Origin of the sequence: Gluconobacter cerevisiae, from assembly GCF_015244675.1 — a bacterium.
GTDB lineage: Bacteria > Pseudomonadota > Alphaproteobacteria > Acetobacterales > Acetobacteraceae > Gluconobacter > Gluconobacter cerevisiae.
On record NZ_JABCQO010000009.1, the window covers coordinates 48,272 to 65,012 of the forward strand.

General features: G+C 61.6%; 12 protein-coding genes. 10 read left to right on the top strand and 2 right to left on the bottom strand.

Annotated features, from left to right (window positions below):
• Nucleotides 1-44: 44 nt before the first annotated feature.
• The 5 genes from dprA to HKD21_RS10915 all read left to right on the top strand — a co-directional run bounded on the left by dprA (nucleotide 45) and on the right by HKD21_RS10915 (nucleotide 7,566).
• Nucleotides 45-1,229, top strand: coding sequence for a DNA-processing protein DprA (gene dprA / locus HKD21_RS10895; RefSeq protein ID WP_194255724.1), 1,185 nt, complete (start codon nucleotides 45-47; stop codon nucleotides 1,227-1,229).
• A 25-nt stretch (nucleotides 1,230-1,254) separates the two neighbouring features.
• Complete coding sequence (gene topA, locus HKD21_RS10900) at nucleotides 1,255-3,951, top strand: type I DNA topoisomerase (RefSeq protein WP_194255725.1); 2,697 nt, start codon at nucleotides 1,255-1,257, stop codon at nucleotides 3,949-3,951.
• A 177-nt stretch (nucleotides 3,952-4,128) separates the two neighbouring features.
• Nucleotides 4,129-5,895 carry a S41 family peptidase gene (locus tag HKD21_RS10905; RefSeq protein WP_194255726.1) on the top strand — a complete coding sequence of 589 codons (1,767 nt, stop codon included), beginning with the start codon at nucleotides 4,129-4,131 and terminating at the stop codon, nucleotides 5,893-5,895.
• Between the two features lie 25 nt (nucleotides 5,896-5,920).
• Entirely contained in the window at nucleotides 5,921-6,262 is a 342-nt protein-coding gene (locus HKD21_RS10910; RefSeq protein WP_194255727.1) for a DUF1491 family protein, read from the top strand.
• Nucleotides 6,263-6,417: 155 nt separating this feature from the next.
• Nucleotides 6,418-7,566 (top strand): OmpA family protein, encoded by a 1,149-nt coding sequence (locus HKD21_RS10915; protein WP_194255728.1) that lies wholly within the window; start codon nucleotides 6,418-6,420, stop codon nucleotides 7,564-7,566.
• 137 nt (nucleotides 7,567-7,703) lie between these two features.
• On the opposite strand, the gene HKD21_RS10920 is transcribed toward HKD21_RS10915, so the two are convergent.
• On the bottom strand, nucleotides 7,704-8,345 hold the full coding sequence (locus HKD21_RS10920) for an Ig-like domain-containing protein (RefSeq protein WP_228121371.1): 642 nt from the start codon (nucleotides 8,343-8,345) through the stop codon (nucleotides 7,704-7,706).
• Nucleotides 8,346-8,561: 216 nt separating this feature from the next.
• On the opposite strand from HKD21_RS10920, the gene HKD21_RS10925 reads away from it, so the two are divergent.
• The 5 genes from HKD21_RS10925 to HKD21_RS10945 all read left to right on the top strand — a co-directional run bounded on the left by HKD21_RS10925 (nucleotide 8,562) and on the right by HKD21_RS10945 (nucleotide 14,902).
• Nucleotides 8,562-9,122 (top strand): hypothetical protein, encoded by a 561-nt coding sequence (locus HKD21_RS10925; protein ID WP_194255729.1) that lies wholly within the window; start codon nucleotides 8,562-8,564, stop codon nucleotides 9,120-9,122.
• An 80-nt stretch (nucleotides 9,123-9,202) separates the two neighbouring features.
• Nucleotides 9,203-11,218 (top strand): DNA topoisomerase IV subunit B, encoded by a 2,016-nt coding sequence (gene parE, locus HKD21_RS10930; RefSeq protein ID WP_194255730.1) that lies wholly within the window; start codon nucleotides 9,203-9,205, stop codon nucleotides 11,216-11,218.
• 2 nt (nucleotides 11,219-11,220) lie between these two features.
• Nucleotides 11,221-12,111: an EamA family transporter gene (locus HKD21_RS10935; RefSeq protein ID WP_194255731.1), complete on the top strand. Its 891-nt coding sequence runs from the start codon at nucleotides 11,221-11,223 to the stop codon at nucleotides 12,109-12,111.
• Between the two features lie 80 nt (nucleotides 12,112-12,191).
• Nucleotides 12,192-12,650 carry a DUF2946 family protein gene (locus HKD21_RS10940; protein ID WP_228121373.1) on the top strand — a complete coding sequence of 153 codons (459 nt, stop codon included), beginning with the start codon at nucleotides 12,192-12,194 and terminating at the stop codon, nucleotides 12,648-12,650.
• A 113-nt stretch (nucleotides 12,651-12,763) separates the two neighbouring features.
• Complete coding sequence (locus HKD21_RS10945; RefSeq protein ID WP_194255732.1) at nucleotides 12,764-14,902, top strand: TonB-dependent receptor; 2,139 nt, start codon at nucleotides 12,764-12,766, stop codon at nucleotides 14,900-14,902.
• A 31-nt stretch (nucleotides 14,903-14,933) separates the two neighbouring features.
• Here HKD21_RS10945 and dld read toward each other — a convergent pair whose 3' ends face one another.
• Complete coding sequence (gene dld, locus HKD21_RS10950; protein ID WP_194255733.1) at nucleotides 14,934-16,664, bottom strand: D-lactate dehydrogenase; 1,731 nt, start codon at nucleotides 16,662-16,664, stop codon at nucleotides 14,934-14,936.
• Nucleotides 16,665-16,741 lie beyond the last annotated feature (77 nt).

Genomic DNA, 16,741 nt, shown 5'->3' on the forward strand with positions numbered 1-16,741 from the left:
TTTTAAGCGTCAATTAAGGAATCTGCCCTAAGGAGAAAGACCTGATGACAGATTCCGCAAATGCTTTTCCCGTCATATCAACGGCAGACCGAATCGATACGCTGCGCCTGTCGCACACAATGGGTGTCGGTCCGGTCAACTTTGCGCGACTGATGATGCAGTATGGCAGCGCGGGAGCCGCTCTGGCAGCGCTGCCCGGACGGATGCGCAAAGCAGGGCGACGGGACGCCCCTGTCATTCCGTCCGTTTCGCGCATGACGGACGAGCTGGAACGCCTTGAAAAACTGGGCGGAAAGATGCTGCTCCGGGGAGATGCGGACTATCCGCTGCTTCTGTCCCGTGTGCCCGATGCACCGCCGGTGCTGTTCGCGCTTGGGGGCGTCCGAAAGCTGTCGATGCGGTCTGTCGGGGTTGTAGGCGCACGCAATGCCTCAGCTGCGGGAATCCGGATTGCGGAGAGTCTTGCGGCCGAGATGGCCCATGCCGGGATCTGCGTGGTTTCCGGGCTGGCACGTGGTATCGACTCGGCAGCACACGCCGCCGCACTGCATCCCGGCCTGACGGTCGGTGCGATCGCCGGAGGGCTGGATCATGTCTATCCACCGGAGAATGCATCCCTTCAGCAGCAGATTGCCGAAAGAGGCTGTCTGGTGACCGAAGCGCTGCTCGGAACTGCACCGCAGGCCCGCCATTTTCCGCGCCGCAACCGCCTGATTGCCGGGATTTCGTCAGCATGCCTGATCATCGAGGCAGCACTGGACTCCGGCACGATGATCACGGCCGATCTCGCCCAGTCCTACAACCGTGAGCTTCTGGTCGTGCCGGGTTCGCCGCTCGATCCGCGGTCACGGGGCGGAAACCATCTGCTAAAAACGGGTCAGGCAGCCCTGACAGAAAATATTGCCGATATTCTTCAGGTCCTGCCGCCGGAGCTTCCCAAACCTGAACCCGCGCCGTGGCAGCGTGCAGCACGCCACACCCCGCCTTTGACCGGCTTTTCCGAACCCTCGACCATATGGGGAGACATCTCTGAAGCAGGCTGGATTGATCCCGATCTGGTGCAGCAAAGCGTGCGGTCTCTTCTCTCCGTGACGCCTGTAGCAGTTGACGATGTGGTGCGCCGCTGCCAGTTCTCCGTGTCGGCAGTGCTTGCGACGCTGGCTGAGCTGGAGCTTGGCGGGGTCGTGGAGTTTGTGCCCGGCGGACGCGTGGCGTTGCTGCCGAACTGAAGTGACGCGGAATACCGGAGTGGCGATGACGGACGTTGTGGTGGTCGAGAGCCCGGCAAAGGCCAAGACGATCAACAAGTATCTGGGAAGCGGATATACCGTGCTCGCTTCATTCGGACATGTGCGGGATCTGCCGCCCAAGGACGGGAGCGTGCGCCCGGACGAGAACTTTGCCATGAGTTGGCAGACGGACGAGCGCGGCGCAAAGCAGATCTCTGCCATCACCAAGGCGCTGAAGGGGGCGAAAAACCTTTACCTCGCCACTGACCCGGATCGCGAAGGTGAGGCGATTTCCTGGCATGTCCGCAGCGTTCTGGAAGAAAAAAATCTTCTGAAGAACGTGGACGTCCATCGCGTCACCTTCAACGAAATCACCAAATCAGCCGTTACCGCGGCAATGGCCGCTCCGCGTGAGCTGGATCGTCCGCTGATCGACGCCTATCTGGCCCGTCGCGCGCTGGACTATCTGGTAGGCTTCACGCTCTCCCCGGTCCTGTGGCGCAAGCTGCCCGGCAGCAAGAGCGCCGGGCGTGTGCAGTCGGTTTCGCTGCGTCTGATCTGTGAGCGCGAAGCCGAGATCGAGGTTTTCCGCCCGAAAGAATACTGGACCGTCACCGGCGGCTTCACGACGCCCGGCAAGGCCGCGTTCCAGGCCCGCCTGACGCACCTGAAGGGCGAAAAGCTCGACCAGTTCGATCTGAATAACGAAGAGCTGGCATTCGGAGCGCGCGATACGGTTCTGGGTGGGCAGTTCACGGTCCGCTCCGTCGAGCGCAAGCGCACCAAGCGCAATCCTCCGCCGCCGTTCACGACATCGACCCTTCAGCAGGAAGCGTCCCGCAAGCTCGGCATGAGTGCGCAGACCACGATGCGCACGGCCCAGCAGCTTTATGAAGGCGTGGATCTGCGCGGCGAAACCACCGGCCTGATCACCTATATGCGAACCGACGGTGTGACGATGGCAAAAGAAGCCATCGGGGCTATCCGCGGTCATATCGGCGAGGCATTCGGGGGCGATTATGTGCCGGATTTCCCGCGCGCCTATTCCACCAAGGCCAAGAACGCGCAGGAAGCTCATGAGGCCATCCGCCCGACGGATGTCTTCCTGACACCCCAGCAGGTCGGCCATGCACTAAGCCCTGAGCAGAAGAAACTGTACGAACTGATCTGGAAGCGCTCCGTCGCCTCGCAGATGCAGTCGGCGGAACTGGATCAGGTGGCGGTTACGCTGGCCGATGCCAGCGGCCAGACGCTTCTGCGCGCCACAGGTTCAACCATCGCATTCGACGGCTTCCTGAAGCTCTATATCGAAGGCCGGGACGACACCAAGGTCGAGGATGAAGACGGCAAACTCCTGCCGCCGATGAAGGAAGGCGACCGCCTGACGACAGGGGACGTGGATGCCGAACAGCATTTCACCCAGCCGCCGCCGCGCTATTCGGAAGCCTCGCTCGTCAAGAAGATGGAAGAGATCGGCATCGGCCGTCCCTCGACCTACGCTTCCATTCTCGGCGTGCTGCGGGATCGCAATTACGTGCGGCTGGATGCGCGGCGCTTCATCCCCGAAGACCGTGGGCGGCTGGTCACGGCCTTCCTGACCTTCTTCTTCGAGCGCTATGTGGATTCGGGCTTCACGGCCTCGCTTGAAGAGCAGCTAGACGACATTTCAGGTGGTCGTGCGGACTGGCATGATGTCATGGCCGCGTTCTGGCATGATTTCTCGGCGGCTGTGGCACAGACCAAGGATCTGAAAATCTCGGACGTCATCGACGCTCTGGACGAAGATCTCGGACCGCATTTCTTCCCACCCCGCCCTGATGGTGGCGATCCGCGCGTCTGCACATCCTGCGGAACCGGGCGTCTGGGGCTGCGGCTGGGCAAGTTCGGCGCCTTCATCGGCTGCTCGAACTATCCGACCTGCCAGTTCACACGCCGTCTGGTCGCCGAGGATGGCGACACCGAAGGGCTGAACGATGGTCCGAAAATTCTGGGGCAGGACCCGGATACCGGCGAGGATATCTCGATCCGTCGCGGCCCATACGGGCTGTACATCCAGCGGGGCGAACCCAACCCGGAAGACAAAAAGGCCAAGCCCAAGCGGACGACCATTCCCAAGGGAATCGACGGCAACACCATGACCATGGAACAGGCGCTGGGGCTGCTGTCCCTGCCGCGTCTGGTCGGACTGCATCCTGAAACGGGCGAGAAGATCGAGGCCGGTCTGGGGCGTTTCGGGCCGTATGTGAAGATGGGTGCCATCTATGGCACGCTCGACAAGGACGACGACGTTCTGACCGTTGGGCTAAACCGGGCCGTGGATTCGCTGGCCAAAAAGCTGGCGTCCATCCGCAATCTGGGAGCGCATCCGAAAGACGGCGAACCGGTCATGATCCGCAAGGGGCGGTTCGGCCCCTACGCCCAGCATGGTCAACTGATCGCCAACCTGCCGAAGGGGCAGGACATGGAGGACGTCACGCTCGATGAAGCCGTGGCGCTTCTGGCGGAAAAGGGCAAACCACTGAAAGGTGGCGCAAAAAAAACTTCGGCGAAAAAAGCAGCTCCGAAGACCACAAAGGCCAAGAAAGCCGTTGCATCTACGGAAGGGGATGAGGCCGCTCCAAAGACGGTAACGAAGCGTATCCCGGCCAAATCCGCCACAAAGACGAAAACCACAACGCCGCGGAAGCGTAAGACTGTTTCCGACACGTCGTCGGAAGACTGAAAACAGATCGGGTCGGCAGTGTTGCCAGATGGCACTGCCGACCCCAGATTTGATCTGGCGAGTCTTTACCGTGGCTGAAGTTTGTGGCGTGGTCGCGTTACGGGAGCAGCCGTCTTTTGCCGTCCCGTCTCCAAGGACCCCGTCTTGCGTCATGCCGCCCGCCCTGTGACCTTTTTCATGCCGCGCAGCCGCAAGGCGGCATGTCGTGTAGCGCTGTGTCTGGCGTTCTGCATTCTGGTCCTCGCCCTTCAGAGCGGCGGCGCAGACGCCCAGACACCAACCGGTGCCGGGCCAGATGCTGCCCGCCCTACGGGAACGGCTCAGGCTCCCGCCACGGCAACATCCGTTCCACCCCCGCCCTCACCTCCCGTCTTTTCAGCATCCAGCACGCGGGATGTTCTGGTCGCAGCCCTCGGCTTTCTGGAACCGCGAACGCTGGAGGCCCATTCCGCGCGGGATTTCTGCGTCTGGGGACTGGATGGTCTGACCGCCATCGACCCAACACTGTCCGTCACGGTAACACCTACGGCCACATCTTCTCCCGCCGTCCACGCGCCAGGAACAGCCGTCGCGGCTGAAAAATCTGCCATTGCTTCGCTCCCGGCAACGCTGAGCGTTCTTCAGGGCCAGACGGTGCTGTTCAGTCGCGCCCTGCCAGCGGGGAACAGCCATTCTGCATGGGCGGATCTGGTCACCGCGGCCATGCAGGCGGCATGGCAGCATTCCTCCACATTGCGGGATGCCGGGTCAGATGCACTGTTGCAGGGATTCTTTGACGAGCTGTTCAATCATCTCGATCCCTATTCCCGTTACCTTGGCCCCTCTCCCGCCACATCGGACCGGACGCGGCGCACGGGCAGCACAGGCACAGTCGGCCTGAGCCTCGGGCAGAACGGACGGAACATCGTGATTACAGCGGTCAACGCCAACGGTCCCGCCTGGGAAGCAGGCGTCGATACGGGCGAGCATCTGGTGTCCGTCAACGGACGCTCCACGCATGGTCAGGATGCCGCAACCGTTCAGGACTGGCTGGAAGGCGACGAACACAGCTCCGTCACGCTGGGAATCGCCGCAAAGGGACACCGGCCCACGACCTTCAAACTGCAACGGGTTCAGGTTCCGCCCGAAACCGTATTCGCCTCTACCGATGGCCCTTTCACCGTTCTGCGCGTCACGTCCTTTTCGACCCAGACGGCGGAGGAAATCAGCCAGTATATCGATCAGGTCGTGGAGCAGCCGACCCCGGACGCCCCCGCCCCACCTCCGGGAAAGGGCAAGGCTGCGGGCATCATTCTCGATCTTCGCGGCGATCGCGGAGGCGTCCTGCAACAGGCTGTAACGACGGCGGCCCTCCTGCTGGATCATGGCGTAGCCGTAACCACGCAAGGCCGGAATCCCTTGGCCAACCACATCTGGGCCGTTCAGGGCGGAGACATGACCAACGGAACCCCCGTGGTGGTTCTCGTGGACGGACGGACGGCGAGTGCTGCCGAAATTCTGGCCTCCGCCCTCGCTGACCACCGGCGCGCCGTCGTGATCGGGAGCGAAACGCTGGGCAAGGGACTGGTTCAGGTGATCGGCCAGATGCCGAATGGCGGCGAACTGTTCGTGACATGGAGTCGCAACCAGGCCCCTCTGGGCTGGCCGATTCAGGGACTGGGCGTCATGCCGCAGATCTGCACATCGCTTGGAGCGGAGGCGCTTCAGGCGCAGCTCTCCGCCCTGAAAGCGGGAAACAGCCTTCAGGGCGAAGCGGTGCAAACCGCCCGTGCCGCCCGCTATCCGGTCCCGGTGGCGAAAATCCTCGAGATCCGCAAGCATTGTCCGGCCGCCATCGGCTCGGATGCCGACATGGACGCAGCAAAGGCGCTGCTGTCTTCCCCTGCCGCTTACAAGGCGGCTCTGGAGTCTGTTCCCGACGAGAACAGCGCGCCTCTCCACTAACCTTGCAGGACGAACGGAAACGGTTATGGGCGCACGATTGAAAACGGGACTTTGGGTACGGGCTGTCCTGCGCCGTATTTCCTCGGACGGAACCTCGGCCATGGTTCTGAAAAAGGGAGACGAGGATGCCGGTGCGGTCCTGATCGTCCTGACCGACCGCTCAGGTGGAACGGGCGTCCTGCGGGAGGACGGATCAGGCTGGACCCGCGTGGATGCCACCGATGCCGCCAGTGTGGACGCCTATCTGGAGCGACAGAAACAGTATGATCCCGATCTGTGGATCGTCGAGCTTGAGATGCGCGACGTCTCCCAGCCCATCGAGCGGACTCTCGGATCACGCAGGCTCGATCTGGACGAAGAGGCGTAAACTGTGGGAGTGAAGACACAGCACATGGCGAACCTGCCATAAAGAAAACCGCATGATGCGGCATTATGCTGTGTGATGCGTTGCCATCGTCCGAGCTTTCGGCAAGAACACACACGGTAAGGTTGGCAGATTTGGCTGGTTGGAGAAAAATGGACATGACGCACCGATCCGTTGTCAGGACCTGGCTGACCCGAGCCGGGTTCACTGCAGGCGTTTCGATGCTCGTCATGGGGGCCGCAACCGCACAGCCTGTCAAAGGACTGTATGTTGCAGGTGAGGGCGGCGCGAGCTTCAACCAGGACCAGACGGTACGGCTTTCGCCCGTCTTCCCGAGTGGGCGTGACCACTATCAGGCGGGCGTGACCGGAATCGGCAGTCTGGGTTACGGACTCGGGAACGGCTTCCGCGTCGAGGTCGAGGGCAACTACCGCAACAACCGTTTGCAGCAGTTCCGTTCAGGCACATTCCCGTCCTCCGTCGGTGGCCGTCAGCAGGGCTATGGCGTCATGGCCAACGCGCTGTTCGACATGGACATCGGCAAGTCCTGGGTCTTCCCGTATTTCGGCGCAGGTATTGGCTATGGGTGGCAGGCGATGAACGCCTATGTTCATGCCCCGAACGGCGCTTTTGACCAGCATGTCGGCGGAACAGCCGGGAACTTCGCTTATCAGGGCATCTTCGGCCTCTCGTTCCCTGTTCCCTGGGTCGTGGGCCTGTCGGCCACGGCGGAATACCGATTCTACACGCTGATGGGGCCGAACGGACACCATGCCACCGCCACCGGAATCTATGGCGGCTGGGACAAGACGAAGGAATTCGGTGTGTCCAGCGGCAACCGTGACACCCGGACGGACTTCAACCATTCGCTGATGCTGGGCCTGCGCTACGAGTTCAATCCGGCTCCTCCGCCGCCAAAGCCGGTTGAGGCTCCAATGCCGATTCCGGGACCTGCGCCCACCCGCACCTACCTGGTATTCTTCGACTGGGATTCAGCCACGCTGAGCGCACGGGCGAAGGCAGTGGTGGCCGCAGCGGCACGCAACTCCACGTCCGCTCAGGTCACGCATATCGAGGTCAACGGCTATACCGACAGTTCGGCGGCCCATCCGGGACATCGTGGCGAAGCCTACAACATAGCGCTGTCGCAGCGTCGTGCGAGCGCCGTCAAGGAAGAGCTGGTGCGTGATGGCGTGGCTGCGGGGATGATTGCGACACAGGGTTTTGGCGAGAGCCATCCGCTGGTGGTCACAGCAGCCAATACGCGTGAGCCGCAGAACCGGCGCGTGGAAATCGACTTCAAGTAAGACCTGCGAACAGGCCCTGCCTTTCCGGTTAACCGGCGGCTTCTTTCGGAGCCGCCGGTTTTTTTGTATCTGTTAGGCACAAAAAAGGGCGGAGAGAAGCCTCTCCGCCCTAACCCGCTCCGCTACTGGAATGGGTCTTATTTCTTGCGACGCGTCGTATGACGGACAGGCGCCTTTTTGGTCACTGCTTTGGTCGGCGCAGGGGCGACGGCAGCAGGCGGCTTTGCGACGACCACACCGGTTGCATCCACCGTGGCATGGATCGTCAGATGCTCGCGCTTCTGACCGCCACCGGGGATCAACTCAGCCGTGAACGAATCCGTTCCGGCGTAAGCCGTCGCGGGCGTATAGTCCACGTACGTCTTGCCGTCATAATTGTAGAGGAAGGCCTTGCCGTGCGACGGCGGAGGATTGACACCGAAGGAGGCATAATTGCCGCCCAGCGGTTTCTGAATGGCGATGGAGCACAGACCGTCATCACTACGAACCGTCATGTCCACGCTCATCGTGCCATCGGCGGCCTTCTTGACGGCAGAGACGTGGCAGACAGCAGAGGTCCGCTGGTAGCCGAAAGGATTCGGAGCCACGGAACGCTGAACGATCGGCTGCTGAGCACAGCCGGAGAGAAGCAGGGATACGGCCAATGCCGAACCCAGGGTAATGGCAGAACCTTGCAGACGCACGGTCAACTCCAACGCATCGTGACAGGACAGGCCGCGTTTCCGCAGCAGACAGACGTTCGCATGTAGAGCAGGACGGCACGAGGCGAAAGGCTGCATCCGGATGCTCCAGCCATTTTGACGGTATTTTGTGCCGTAAGGCCGATAAATTGACTCCAAGTGGCATGGCGCCCCTTTTCTGCCATGAAATCATGTTTCGGATGAAGGGCTTGCCGCACGTTCCTCAGATGCAGAATCAGCTTTCGCCAGGGGTCGACCGCGGGTAGTCTGTTCCAGTGGTTGTGGCCGGTCGATCCGGTCTTGTGGAGTCTGTCAATGCCGTTGATCTTCCGTCGTTCCGTCAAGGGCCTGCTTGCTGTGGGACTTTCCTGCGCTACGCTTGCTGCCGTTCATCCCCTGTCCGCCCGCGCTGCGGACTGCGGCAACTCGCCGGCTCATGAAGCCTTCGATGTGGCCGGACTGAAGTCCGAGCTGATGGTGACGGCGCTGTCCTGCAAAGCTCAGGATCGCTACAACGCCTTCGTCAACAAGTTCCGCCCCACCCTGCTGAATGCAGACGAGCGTCTGAACAGCTATTTCCGCACGACCTATGGTCGTCGCGCGCAGGTCGAGCATGACGACTACATCACGCAGCTTGCCGATATCCAGTCGCTCGGCGGACTGAAATCCGGCACGGTCTTTTGCCAACAGCGCGAAGCGATGTTCGACGAGATCAATGCTCTCGAAAGCTCTGCAGACCTGGCCCATTACGCTGAAGCCAAGGACGTGGCCCAGCCAGCCTCTTACGAGAGCTGCGAAGCCCCGGCGACCGTGGACCGCCATTCCCGCAAGGGCGTGACGAAAAAGGCTGCCACACGCCGTGCCAACCGCGCCTGAGAGCCTGCTCTGAAGCCGACGGTCGCCCTGCCTCGAAGCGTTTGCTTGACGTTCCGTAGCGGGGCGGCGACAACGCAGACATGAGCGATCTGTTCGAGTCAGGCAAGACAGGCAAACCCAAGACCGGCACATCCCGTAAGGGGCCGGTCGATACGGAATATGGTGCCCACGACATCGAGGTGCTGGAAGGGCTTGAGCCCGTCCGGCGCCGTCCGGGCATGTATATCGGCGGCACGGATGATACCGCGTATCATCACCTCGCCTCCGAAATCCTCGACAACGCGATGGACGAAGCGGTGGCAGGTCATGCCACCACCATCGACGTTCGGCTGGAAGGCCCGCGCACGCTCATGGTGCGCGACAACGGCCGCGGCATCCCGACCGACCCTCATCCGAAATTTCCAGACAAATCCGCGCTTGAAGTGATTTTCACCACCCTGCATGCGGGCGGAAAATTCTCGGGTAAAGCCTACGATACCTCCGGCGGCCTGCACGGCGTGGGCAGTTCGGTCGTCAATGCGCTATCCGAAAAGCTGGAAGTCGAAGTTGCACGGGACAGAACGCTGTACCGACAGGACTTCGTGCGCGGCGTCTCGCTGGCGCCGCTGGCGGAAGTTGGCAACGCGCCCAATCGGCGCGGTACGACGGTGCGGTTTACGCCCGATCCGGAAATTTTCGGTAACCATCATTTCTCCCCTGCCCGTCTCTACCGGATGTGCTGCTCCAAGGCCGCGCTATTCCGGGGGGTGACGATCCAGTGGAAATGCGAACCTTCCCTGATCAAAGCGGGCGACGAAACGCCGGCTGAAGCCACCATCCAGTTCCCCAACGGTCTGGAAGACGCCCTTTCGGCGGAACTCGGACCCGATCCGGATCTGCTGACGCCACTCTGGGCAGGGGATGTGGAACTGCCGGTTGCGGCCGATGGCCGCACGGGCGGACGCGTGGAATGGGCAGTGGCGTTCCTGGAGAGCGGAACAGCATCGCTTTCCTCGTTCTGCAACACGATTCCCACCCCTCAAGGTGGCACGCATGAAGCCGGATTCCGCTCTGCTCTGGTCAAGGGGCTGCGCGCTTGGGGCGATCAGCGCAAGGTCAAGCGGGCTGCGGCTATCTCGGCAGAAGATGTTCTGGGGTCTGTCGCCGCCAAGCTGTCTGTTTTCGTCCGGGACCCGCAATTTCAGGGCCAGACCAAGGACAAGCTGACCTCTCAGGAAGCGTCGCGGCTGGTCGAGGGCGCGCTACGCGACCGCGTGGATCACTGGCTGGGTGGCAATCCGCAACAGGCGGACAGCCTGCTGGCTTTCATGGTGGAGCGCGCGGAAGAGCGTCTGCGCCGCCGTGAAGTCAAGGACACGGCCCGCAAGAGCGCCACACGCAAGCTGCGTCTTCCCGGCAAGCTGACGGACTGCACGCGCGAAAATGCCGCCGAGACGGAACTGTTCCTCGTGGAGGGCGAATCGGCAGGTGGCTCCGCCCGTCAGGCGCGCGACCGCGAAACGCAGGCGGTGCTGCCGTTGCGCGGCAAGATCCTCAACGTGGCTTCCGCAACCAACGACAAGATGCGGGCCAATCAGGAACTCCGCGATCTGACGGAGGCTCTGGGCTGCGGCATTGGGACGTCGTTCGATATCAGCCGTCTGCGTTATGGGCGCGTCATCATCATGACGGATGCCGACGTGGACGGGGCGCATATCGCCTCGCTGCTGATGACGTTCTTCTACCGCGAAATGCCGGAACTGATTCGTCAGGGTCATCTGCATCTGGCGCAGCCGCCGCTCTATCGCATCACGCATGGCCCCAAGACGGTCTATGCGATGAACGATCAGGACCGGCTGCGGCGGATCAAAATCGATTTCAAAGCCAATGCGAAGGTCGAGGTTTCCCGGTTCAAAGGTCTGGGCGAGATGCCGGTGAAGGATCTCAAGGAAACGACCATGGACCCGGCCCGGCGGACGCTTCTGCGCGTCATCACGCCGCCTGAGGACCGTCTGATAACCAGTGAGCGTGTGGAAAGTCTGATGGGCCGCAAGCCGGAACTACGCTTCCGCTTCATTCAGGAACACGCCCGCTCCGTTGACGAACTCGACGTCTGAGCGTGTCATCACCGACCAGTGCCACGGAACCGGATAGCCAGCTTAAGGCCATCGGCTGTCTGATCGGGGGGATTTCCTCCTTTCAGATCGGCGCAACGCTTGCGAAGGGGCTGTTTCCGCTGTTCGGCCCGACCGGCATGGTGGGGCTGCGCGTCTGTCTGGCCGCGGTTATCCTGCTGTGCATCTGGCGACCGACGCCAGGCACGCTGACGGTTGAGCGACTGAAGCTGCTGCTGCCTTATGGCGCCTCTGTCGCGATCATGAATTTCTGCTTTTACGTGGCGCTGGTCCGGCTGCCGCTAGGCGTGGTCGTCGCCCTTGAGTTTACTGGCCCTCTGACGCTGGCGCTGGTCGGCTCCCGTCGCTGGCTGGATTTGTGCTGGGCGGGGCTTGTGGTGGCTGGGCTGTTCCTGCTGCTGCGGCCTGAGGGGCCGACGGTGGGTCTGGCGTCGCTCAATCTGTTCGGCGTGGCGGCGGCCCTGCTGAGCGGCTGTGGCTGGGTGGTCTATATTCTGACCGGCACACGGATGGGGAAGATGTTCCCCGCGCCCGTGGCCACGACCCTGGGCATGAGCACGGCGGCCATCCTGCTGCTGCCCTGTCTGATCCCGACGATTCCAGCGGTTCTGACCCATCCTTGGCAGGGTGGTGCGGCGCTGAGCGTGGCAGTCCTGTCTTCTGCAGTGCCGTATATTCTGGACATGATGGCGATGCGGAGCCTGAGTCCGCGCGATCTGGGCATCCTGCTGAGTATGGAGCCGATGCTGGGTGCTCTTTCAGGATTCGTATTCCTGCATGAGGCCCTGTCCGCAATGCGCTGGATGGGCGTGCTGTGTATTGCCGCCGCCTCGGCAGGGAATGTGCTGACCGGACGGCAAAAGTCCCTGCATTGACGCAACACCGATCCATAATCGGCTGAAAACAGACAGAAATATAGGGTCGGGACGTATTCCGCTCTCTTGACCGGCAGGGGATGTCGGCGCCAGATGCGGGCGTTATGTCCTGCCTCTTTCCCCCTTCGAACCGACGGTCCGGTCTGCCTGCATTTGCAGTCATCGCCGTGGTTCTTCTGGGGTTTCTGGGACAGCTTGTTCTTCAGGGATGTTCCTATCCTGAAGAAAGCCCCCGGGCGACGATCGAGCGCCTGACGGGGATCGACATTGCACCGTCCCCCATGATGATGACGGAACACATGTCCGGATCGATGCACGGCATGACTGCCGGACATCAGCATCATCACCACTCGCATGACGGCACCTGCCCACTCTGTCCGCTGTTGCAGCTTCTGGCAGTCATCCTTGCCAGCCTGCCCGTACTGCCAGCCTGTGGAACCATAGGGCGTCAGATCCGACAGACACCCGGTGCGCCACGCGCGCCGCCCGTAGTCTGGCGTCTGCTTCCCCCGTCCCGAGGGCCGCCTCGCCTCGTCTGAACCTCATTGTGGTCATGGCGGAGGACGAAGGTGCCGGCGGTCTGTCTTTTTCGAGGCAGCCGTGGGGCGTGATCCGCCGTGACTGGATTTCAGATCAGTCGAGGATGTGAATCATGCTCCCCCTTTACAGTGCCCGCGCGGGCGCAGGTTATGCGCACCCGTGCCTGACGGCGATTTTCTTTACCCTGACCGCCTTTTCAGGGGCGTCCGCACAGGACGTTCTGTCTCAGCCGGACTCCGTCGAATCTACCAAGGCCGAACAGTTGCGTGTCATCGGCGTACACCAACCGCAGACGACCAGCGCGGATACGGCGCATCTTCTGGACCATGCGCTCGGTTACAGCACCTATTCCGCAGGCGGCGTCTCTGCCTTGCCCGTCCTGAACGGCATGGCCGACGACCGGGTGGCGACGCTCGTGGACGGAATGCGGATTGATGCCGCCTGTCCGAATCATATGAATCCCGCCATGTCCTATGTCGATCCGGACAGCGTCTCGCGCGCCGTGGCGATTGCAGGGATCACACCCGTGAGTCTGGGCGGAGACAGCATCGGCGGGACTGTCGAGATCGAGCGCAAGGACCCGCTCTTTGCCAAAACGGGCGATATCCTCGTGACTGGGCATGTGCGGGGCGATTATCGCAGCAATGGCGGCGGTTCGGGGGCTTCGGGGTCCCTGACGGTCGCCAATGACATGTTCAGCCTGCGTTATACCGCGTCCTATTCCCACGCCAGCGATTATCAGGCCGGTGGGAACGGGCAGCGCGTGCGGTCCACGGACTATCTGAGCTTCAATCATGCCGTGACGCTGGGCGTGAAGAAGGCCAACCATCTTCTGGCCCTGACCTTCGGTCAGCAGGATATTCCCTATGAGGGCTTTCCCAACCAGTACATGGACATGACGAACAACCGCTCCACCTTCGTGAACGGCAAGTACAAAGGCGACTTCAACTGGGGCACGCTCGATGTCCGTGGCTCGTGGCAGCGGGTGACGCATGTCATGGACATGCTCTCGGACAAGGGCGGTCACAGCGCGACCACAGGCATGCCGATGAACACGGATGCGCGGACGGCGACCTATGCGATCAAGGCGACCATTCCGCTCGGGCTGAAGCACACGCTCAAACTGGGCAGCTCCTTCGACCATAATGGACTGAACGACTGGTGGCCGCCGCTTCAGGGCAGCATGATGATGGGGCCGGGCACCTATCACAACATCAATAACGGTCATCGGGATCGGTTGGGACATTTCGCGGAATGGGACGCGCAGTGGCTACCCCGTTTTTCCACACAGCTTGGATTTCGCAACGATCTGGTGATGATGAATACGGGAAAAGTCGCGCCCTATTCCTGGACCGGCATGATGTCTATGGCCGATGCGATGGCGGCGGAACGGTTCAATCAGGCGTCACGCGGGCGCACGGACGTCAATTTCGACGTGACTGCGACGGGCCGCTGGAAGCCGATGGACAGCCTGTCCATCGAAGGGGGTTATGCCCGCAAGACGCGCTCGCCAAACCTGTATGAGCGTTATGCTTGGGGCATGGGAAGCATGGCGACGCGGATGATCGGCTGGTTTGGCGATGGCAACGGTTATGTGGGGAACCTGAACCTGTCGCCCGAGGTCGCGAATACGGCCAGTGTCACGGTGGACTGGCATGATCCGAACCCGACCCAACGCTGGGATCTGAAAATTCAGCCGTTTTATACGTACACGCACAACTACATTAACGTCCGGCGGTTGAGCAGCTTCTCCAACGGCCTGTCGATGCTGGGGTTCGTCAATCACAACGCCCAGAGTTATGGCATCAACGCCTCAGGCTCCGTGCGCCTGTGGGACAGGACAACCTATGGCCGTGGCGAGTTGGTCGGGAACATCAACTGGGTGCGCGGTGTGGATCTGGTCACGCATTCGGGGCTGTATCACCAGATGCCTGCGAACGGCCTGATCGGGCTGCACGAGACCTATGAGAACTGGACAGGCCGCGTCGAGGTGACGCTCGTAAAATCCAAGGACACCGTGGACTGGTTGCGCAACGAGCCCCGCACGCCCGGCTATGCGCTGCTGGGGCTTGGGGGGAGCTATCGCTGGCGGTATTTTACGCTCAATGCCGAACTCGCGAACGTGCTGAACCAGCGCTACTACCTGCCGCTCGGCGGCCTCTCACTGGGGGATTACGACGCTACGGGTGTTCTGGGGCCGTTGCCGGGACTGGGGCGGTCTTTCAACATGAACCTGACCGCCGCATTCTGAAAAAAACTGGGCCGCAACAGAACCGGGAGCGTCAGACGCTCTCGGCAACCCAGTTGCGGGTCTTTGTCGCAAGGCCAATGCCCGGATTGAAGCAGTTGCACGGATCGAGGCTGCGGTAATGGGCGACCATCTCGTCCTGCGCCTTGTAGAGATGCCCGACATTATGTTCCGCCGGATAGCGCGCGCCACGGGCGTCCAGTCCGGGGAGCATGTCATGCTCCACCTGCATGGCGTTGTAGCCCTTTTTGATCACGTAATCCTGGTGCATCACGTGGCAGAAGAAATGGCCGTAATAGAGTTTGACGATGATCTTGTCCTCGATCTCCTTCGGCAGAACCTCGAACCACTCACGATCATTGCGGCGCAGGGCGACATCGAGCGCCACGATGTCTTCGGCGGTTTTCGTATGGATTGCGCGATACCGCACGGCAGCACCGGCCGCGGCAAAGCGGTGCAGGAAGGCGAGCTTGCCTTCTTCGGGCGTACATTCGAAGAAAGCCCCGCCCGTGCTTGAGGCCCACTGTTCCAGATAGGCCCGAACGGGCGCGGTCATGGGAGCCGAGACCTTGAGCATGAGGTGGTGCTCGAAACGGTCGCGGTAGTCGCACATGCGCTTGGGGAGCTGCTTCGGCAGAAAGCGGCTGAGGACCTGCATCGCCAGATCGCTGAAATGATCGGACAGGAACGGCAGTTTCTGCGCGAAAACGTCGAAGCGGGACTTCATCGAGAAGAATTTCGGCAGGTATTTCGTGCCGAAATAGCGGATGACCGCAAACGTGTCCTTGCCGTATTTCTCGGCAATATCGAACGCATCGCGGTGCAGGTACTCACCCGCGATCGGCAGTTCGTCAAAATGGGTCAGGGCATGACGGCGGAGGTCTTCGAGATCGGACGTGCTGTTCGTTCCGATATAGAACACGGCCGGATTTTTATTCGCCTCGAACGTGTCCAGACGGACCGCGAATACGACCAGCTTACCCGCGCATCCCGCGGCTTCATACCACCGGTTGGGATCGGCATTGAAGCGGGCGGGCGTGTCGGCGTCCACGTCCCGGACATGGGTGGCATAGTTCTCGTCGTGACCACGTCCGGCGTTCCAGTCGATGGCGGCTTCGGGAAGCTGTCCTGCCTGTACGGCGGCGAGGATCTGCTCCGGATTGCCCTCCAGACGAATACCCAGATGGTTGACGAGATGCAGCTTGCCGTCCGGGCCCATCTGGCCGAACAGCGCCATTTCGGTGAAGGCTGGGCCACGCTGGACCAGCGCACCGCCGGAATTGTTGCTGACACCACCCAGAACCGAGGCACCGATACAGGACGAGCCGATCACGGAATGTGGTTCGCGGCCGATGGCGGCAAGTTTGTCTTCCAGATCGTGCAGGGTGGAGCCGGGCAGACACACGACCTGCCTGCCCTCGCCGATCAGGTGGATACCGTCCAGACGGTTCGTGCTGATGATGACCACGCCACGGTCGTAGTCGTTGCCGTCAGGGGTAGAGCCGCCCGTCAGGCCCGTATTGGCGGCCTGCATGATAATGATCCGGCCGGACTCGGCACAGAGCTTCGCGGCACGCCACAGTTCAACAAGGCTGCCCGGCTGAAGCACCGCCACCACGTCTCCCATGCCGAAACGGAATCCCTTGCGGAAGCGATAGGTCGCGGCGGGTGTCGTCAGGACATGTCGCGCGCCAAGAATGGCGCGGAGGGAGTGGATAAGCGAGGCATCAGTTGCCTCCGAACTGCCTTGTAGTGACGCTGACATTCTGTTGTCTTTCCTGCCGGCAAAGTGATCGCCGCTGGTCCTAACATGGGGCTGCAAGAAACCACTCTTCAACCCTG

Excerpts from the sequence above, each read along its gene's own strand:
- dprA (WP_194255724.1), top strand. The coding sequence starts at position 45 with ATGACAGATTCCGCAAATGCTTTTCCCGTCATATCAACGGCAGACCGA.
- topA (WP_194255725.1), top strand. The coding sequence starts at position 1,255 with ATGACGGACGTTGTGGTGGTCGAGAGCCCGGCAAAGGCCAAGACGATC.
- HKD21_RS10905 (WP_194255726.1), top strand. The coding sequence starts at position 4,129 with ATGCCGCGCAGCCGCAAGGCGGCATGTCGTGTAGCGCTGTGTCTGGCG.
- HKD21_RS10910 (WP_194255727.1), top strand. The coding sequence starts at position 5,921 with ATGGGCGCACGATTGAAAACGGGACTTTGGGTACGGGCTGTCCTGCGC.
- HKD21_RS10915 (WP_194255728.1), top strand. The coding sequence starts at position 6,418 with ATGACGCACCGATCCGTTGTCAGGACCTGGCTGACCCGAGCCGGGTTC.
- HKD21_RS10920 (WP_228121371.1), bottom strand. The coding sequence starts at position 8,345 with ATGCAGCCTTTCGCCTCGTGCCGTCCTGCTCTACATGCGAACGTCTGT.
- HKD21_RS10925 (WP_194255729.1), top strand. The coding sequence starts at position 8,562 with ATGCCGTTGATCTTCCGTCGTTCCGTCAAGGGCCTGCTTGCTGTGGGA.
- parE (WP_194255730.1), top strand. The coding sequence starts at position 9,203 with ATGAGCGATCTGTTCGAGTCAGGCAAGACAGGCAAACCCAAGACCGGC.
- HKD21_RS10940 (WP_228121373.1), top strand. The coding sequence starts at position 12,192 with ATGTCGGCGCCAGATGCGGGCGTTATGTCCTGCCTCTTTCCCCCTTCG.
- HKD21_RS10945 (WP_194255732.1), top strand. The coding sequence starts at position 12,764 with ATGCTCCCCCTTTACAGTGCCCGCGCGGGCGCAGGTTATGCGCACCCG.
- dld (WP_194255733.1), bottom strand. The coding sequence starts at position 16,664 with ATGTCAGCGTCACTACAAGGCAGTTCGGAGGCAACTGATGCCTCGCTT.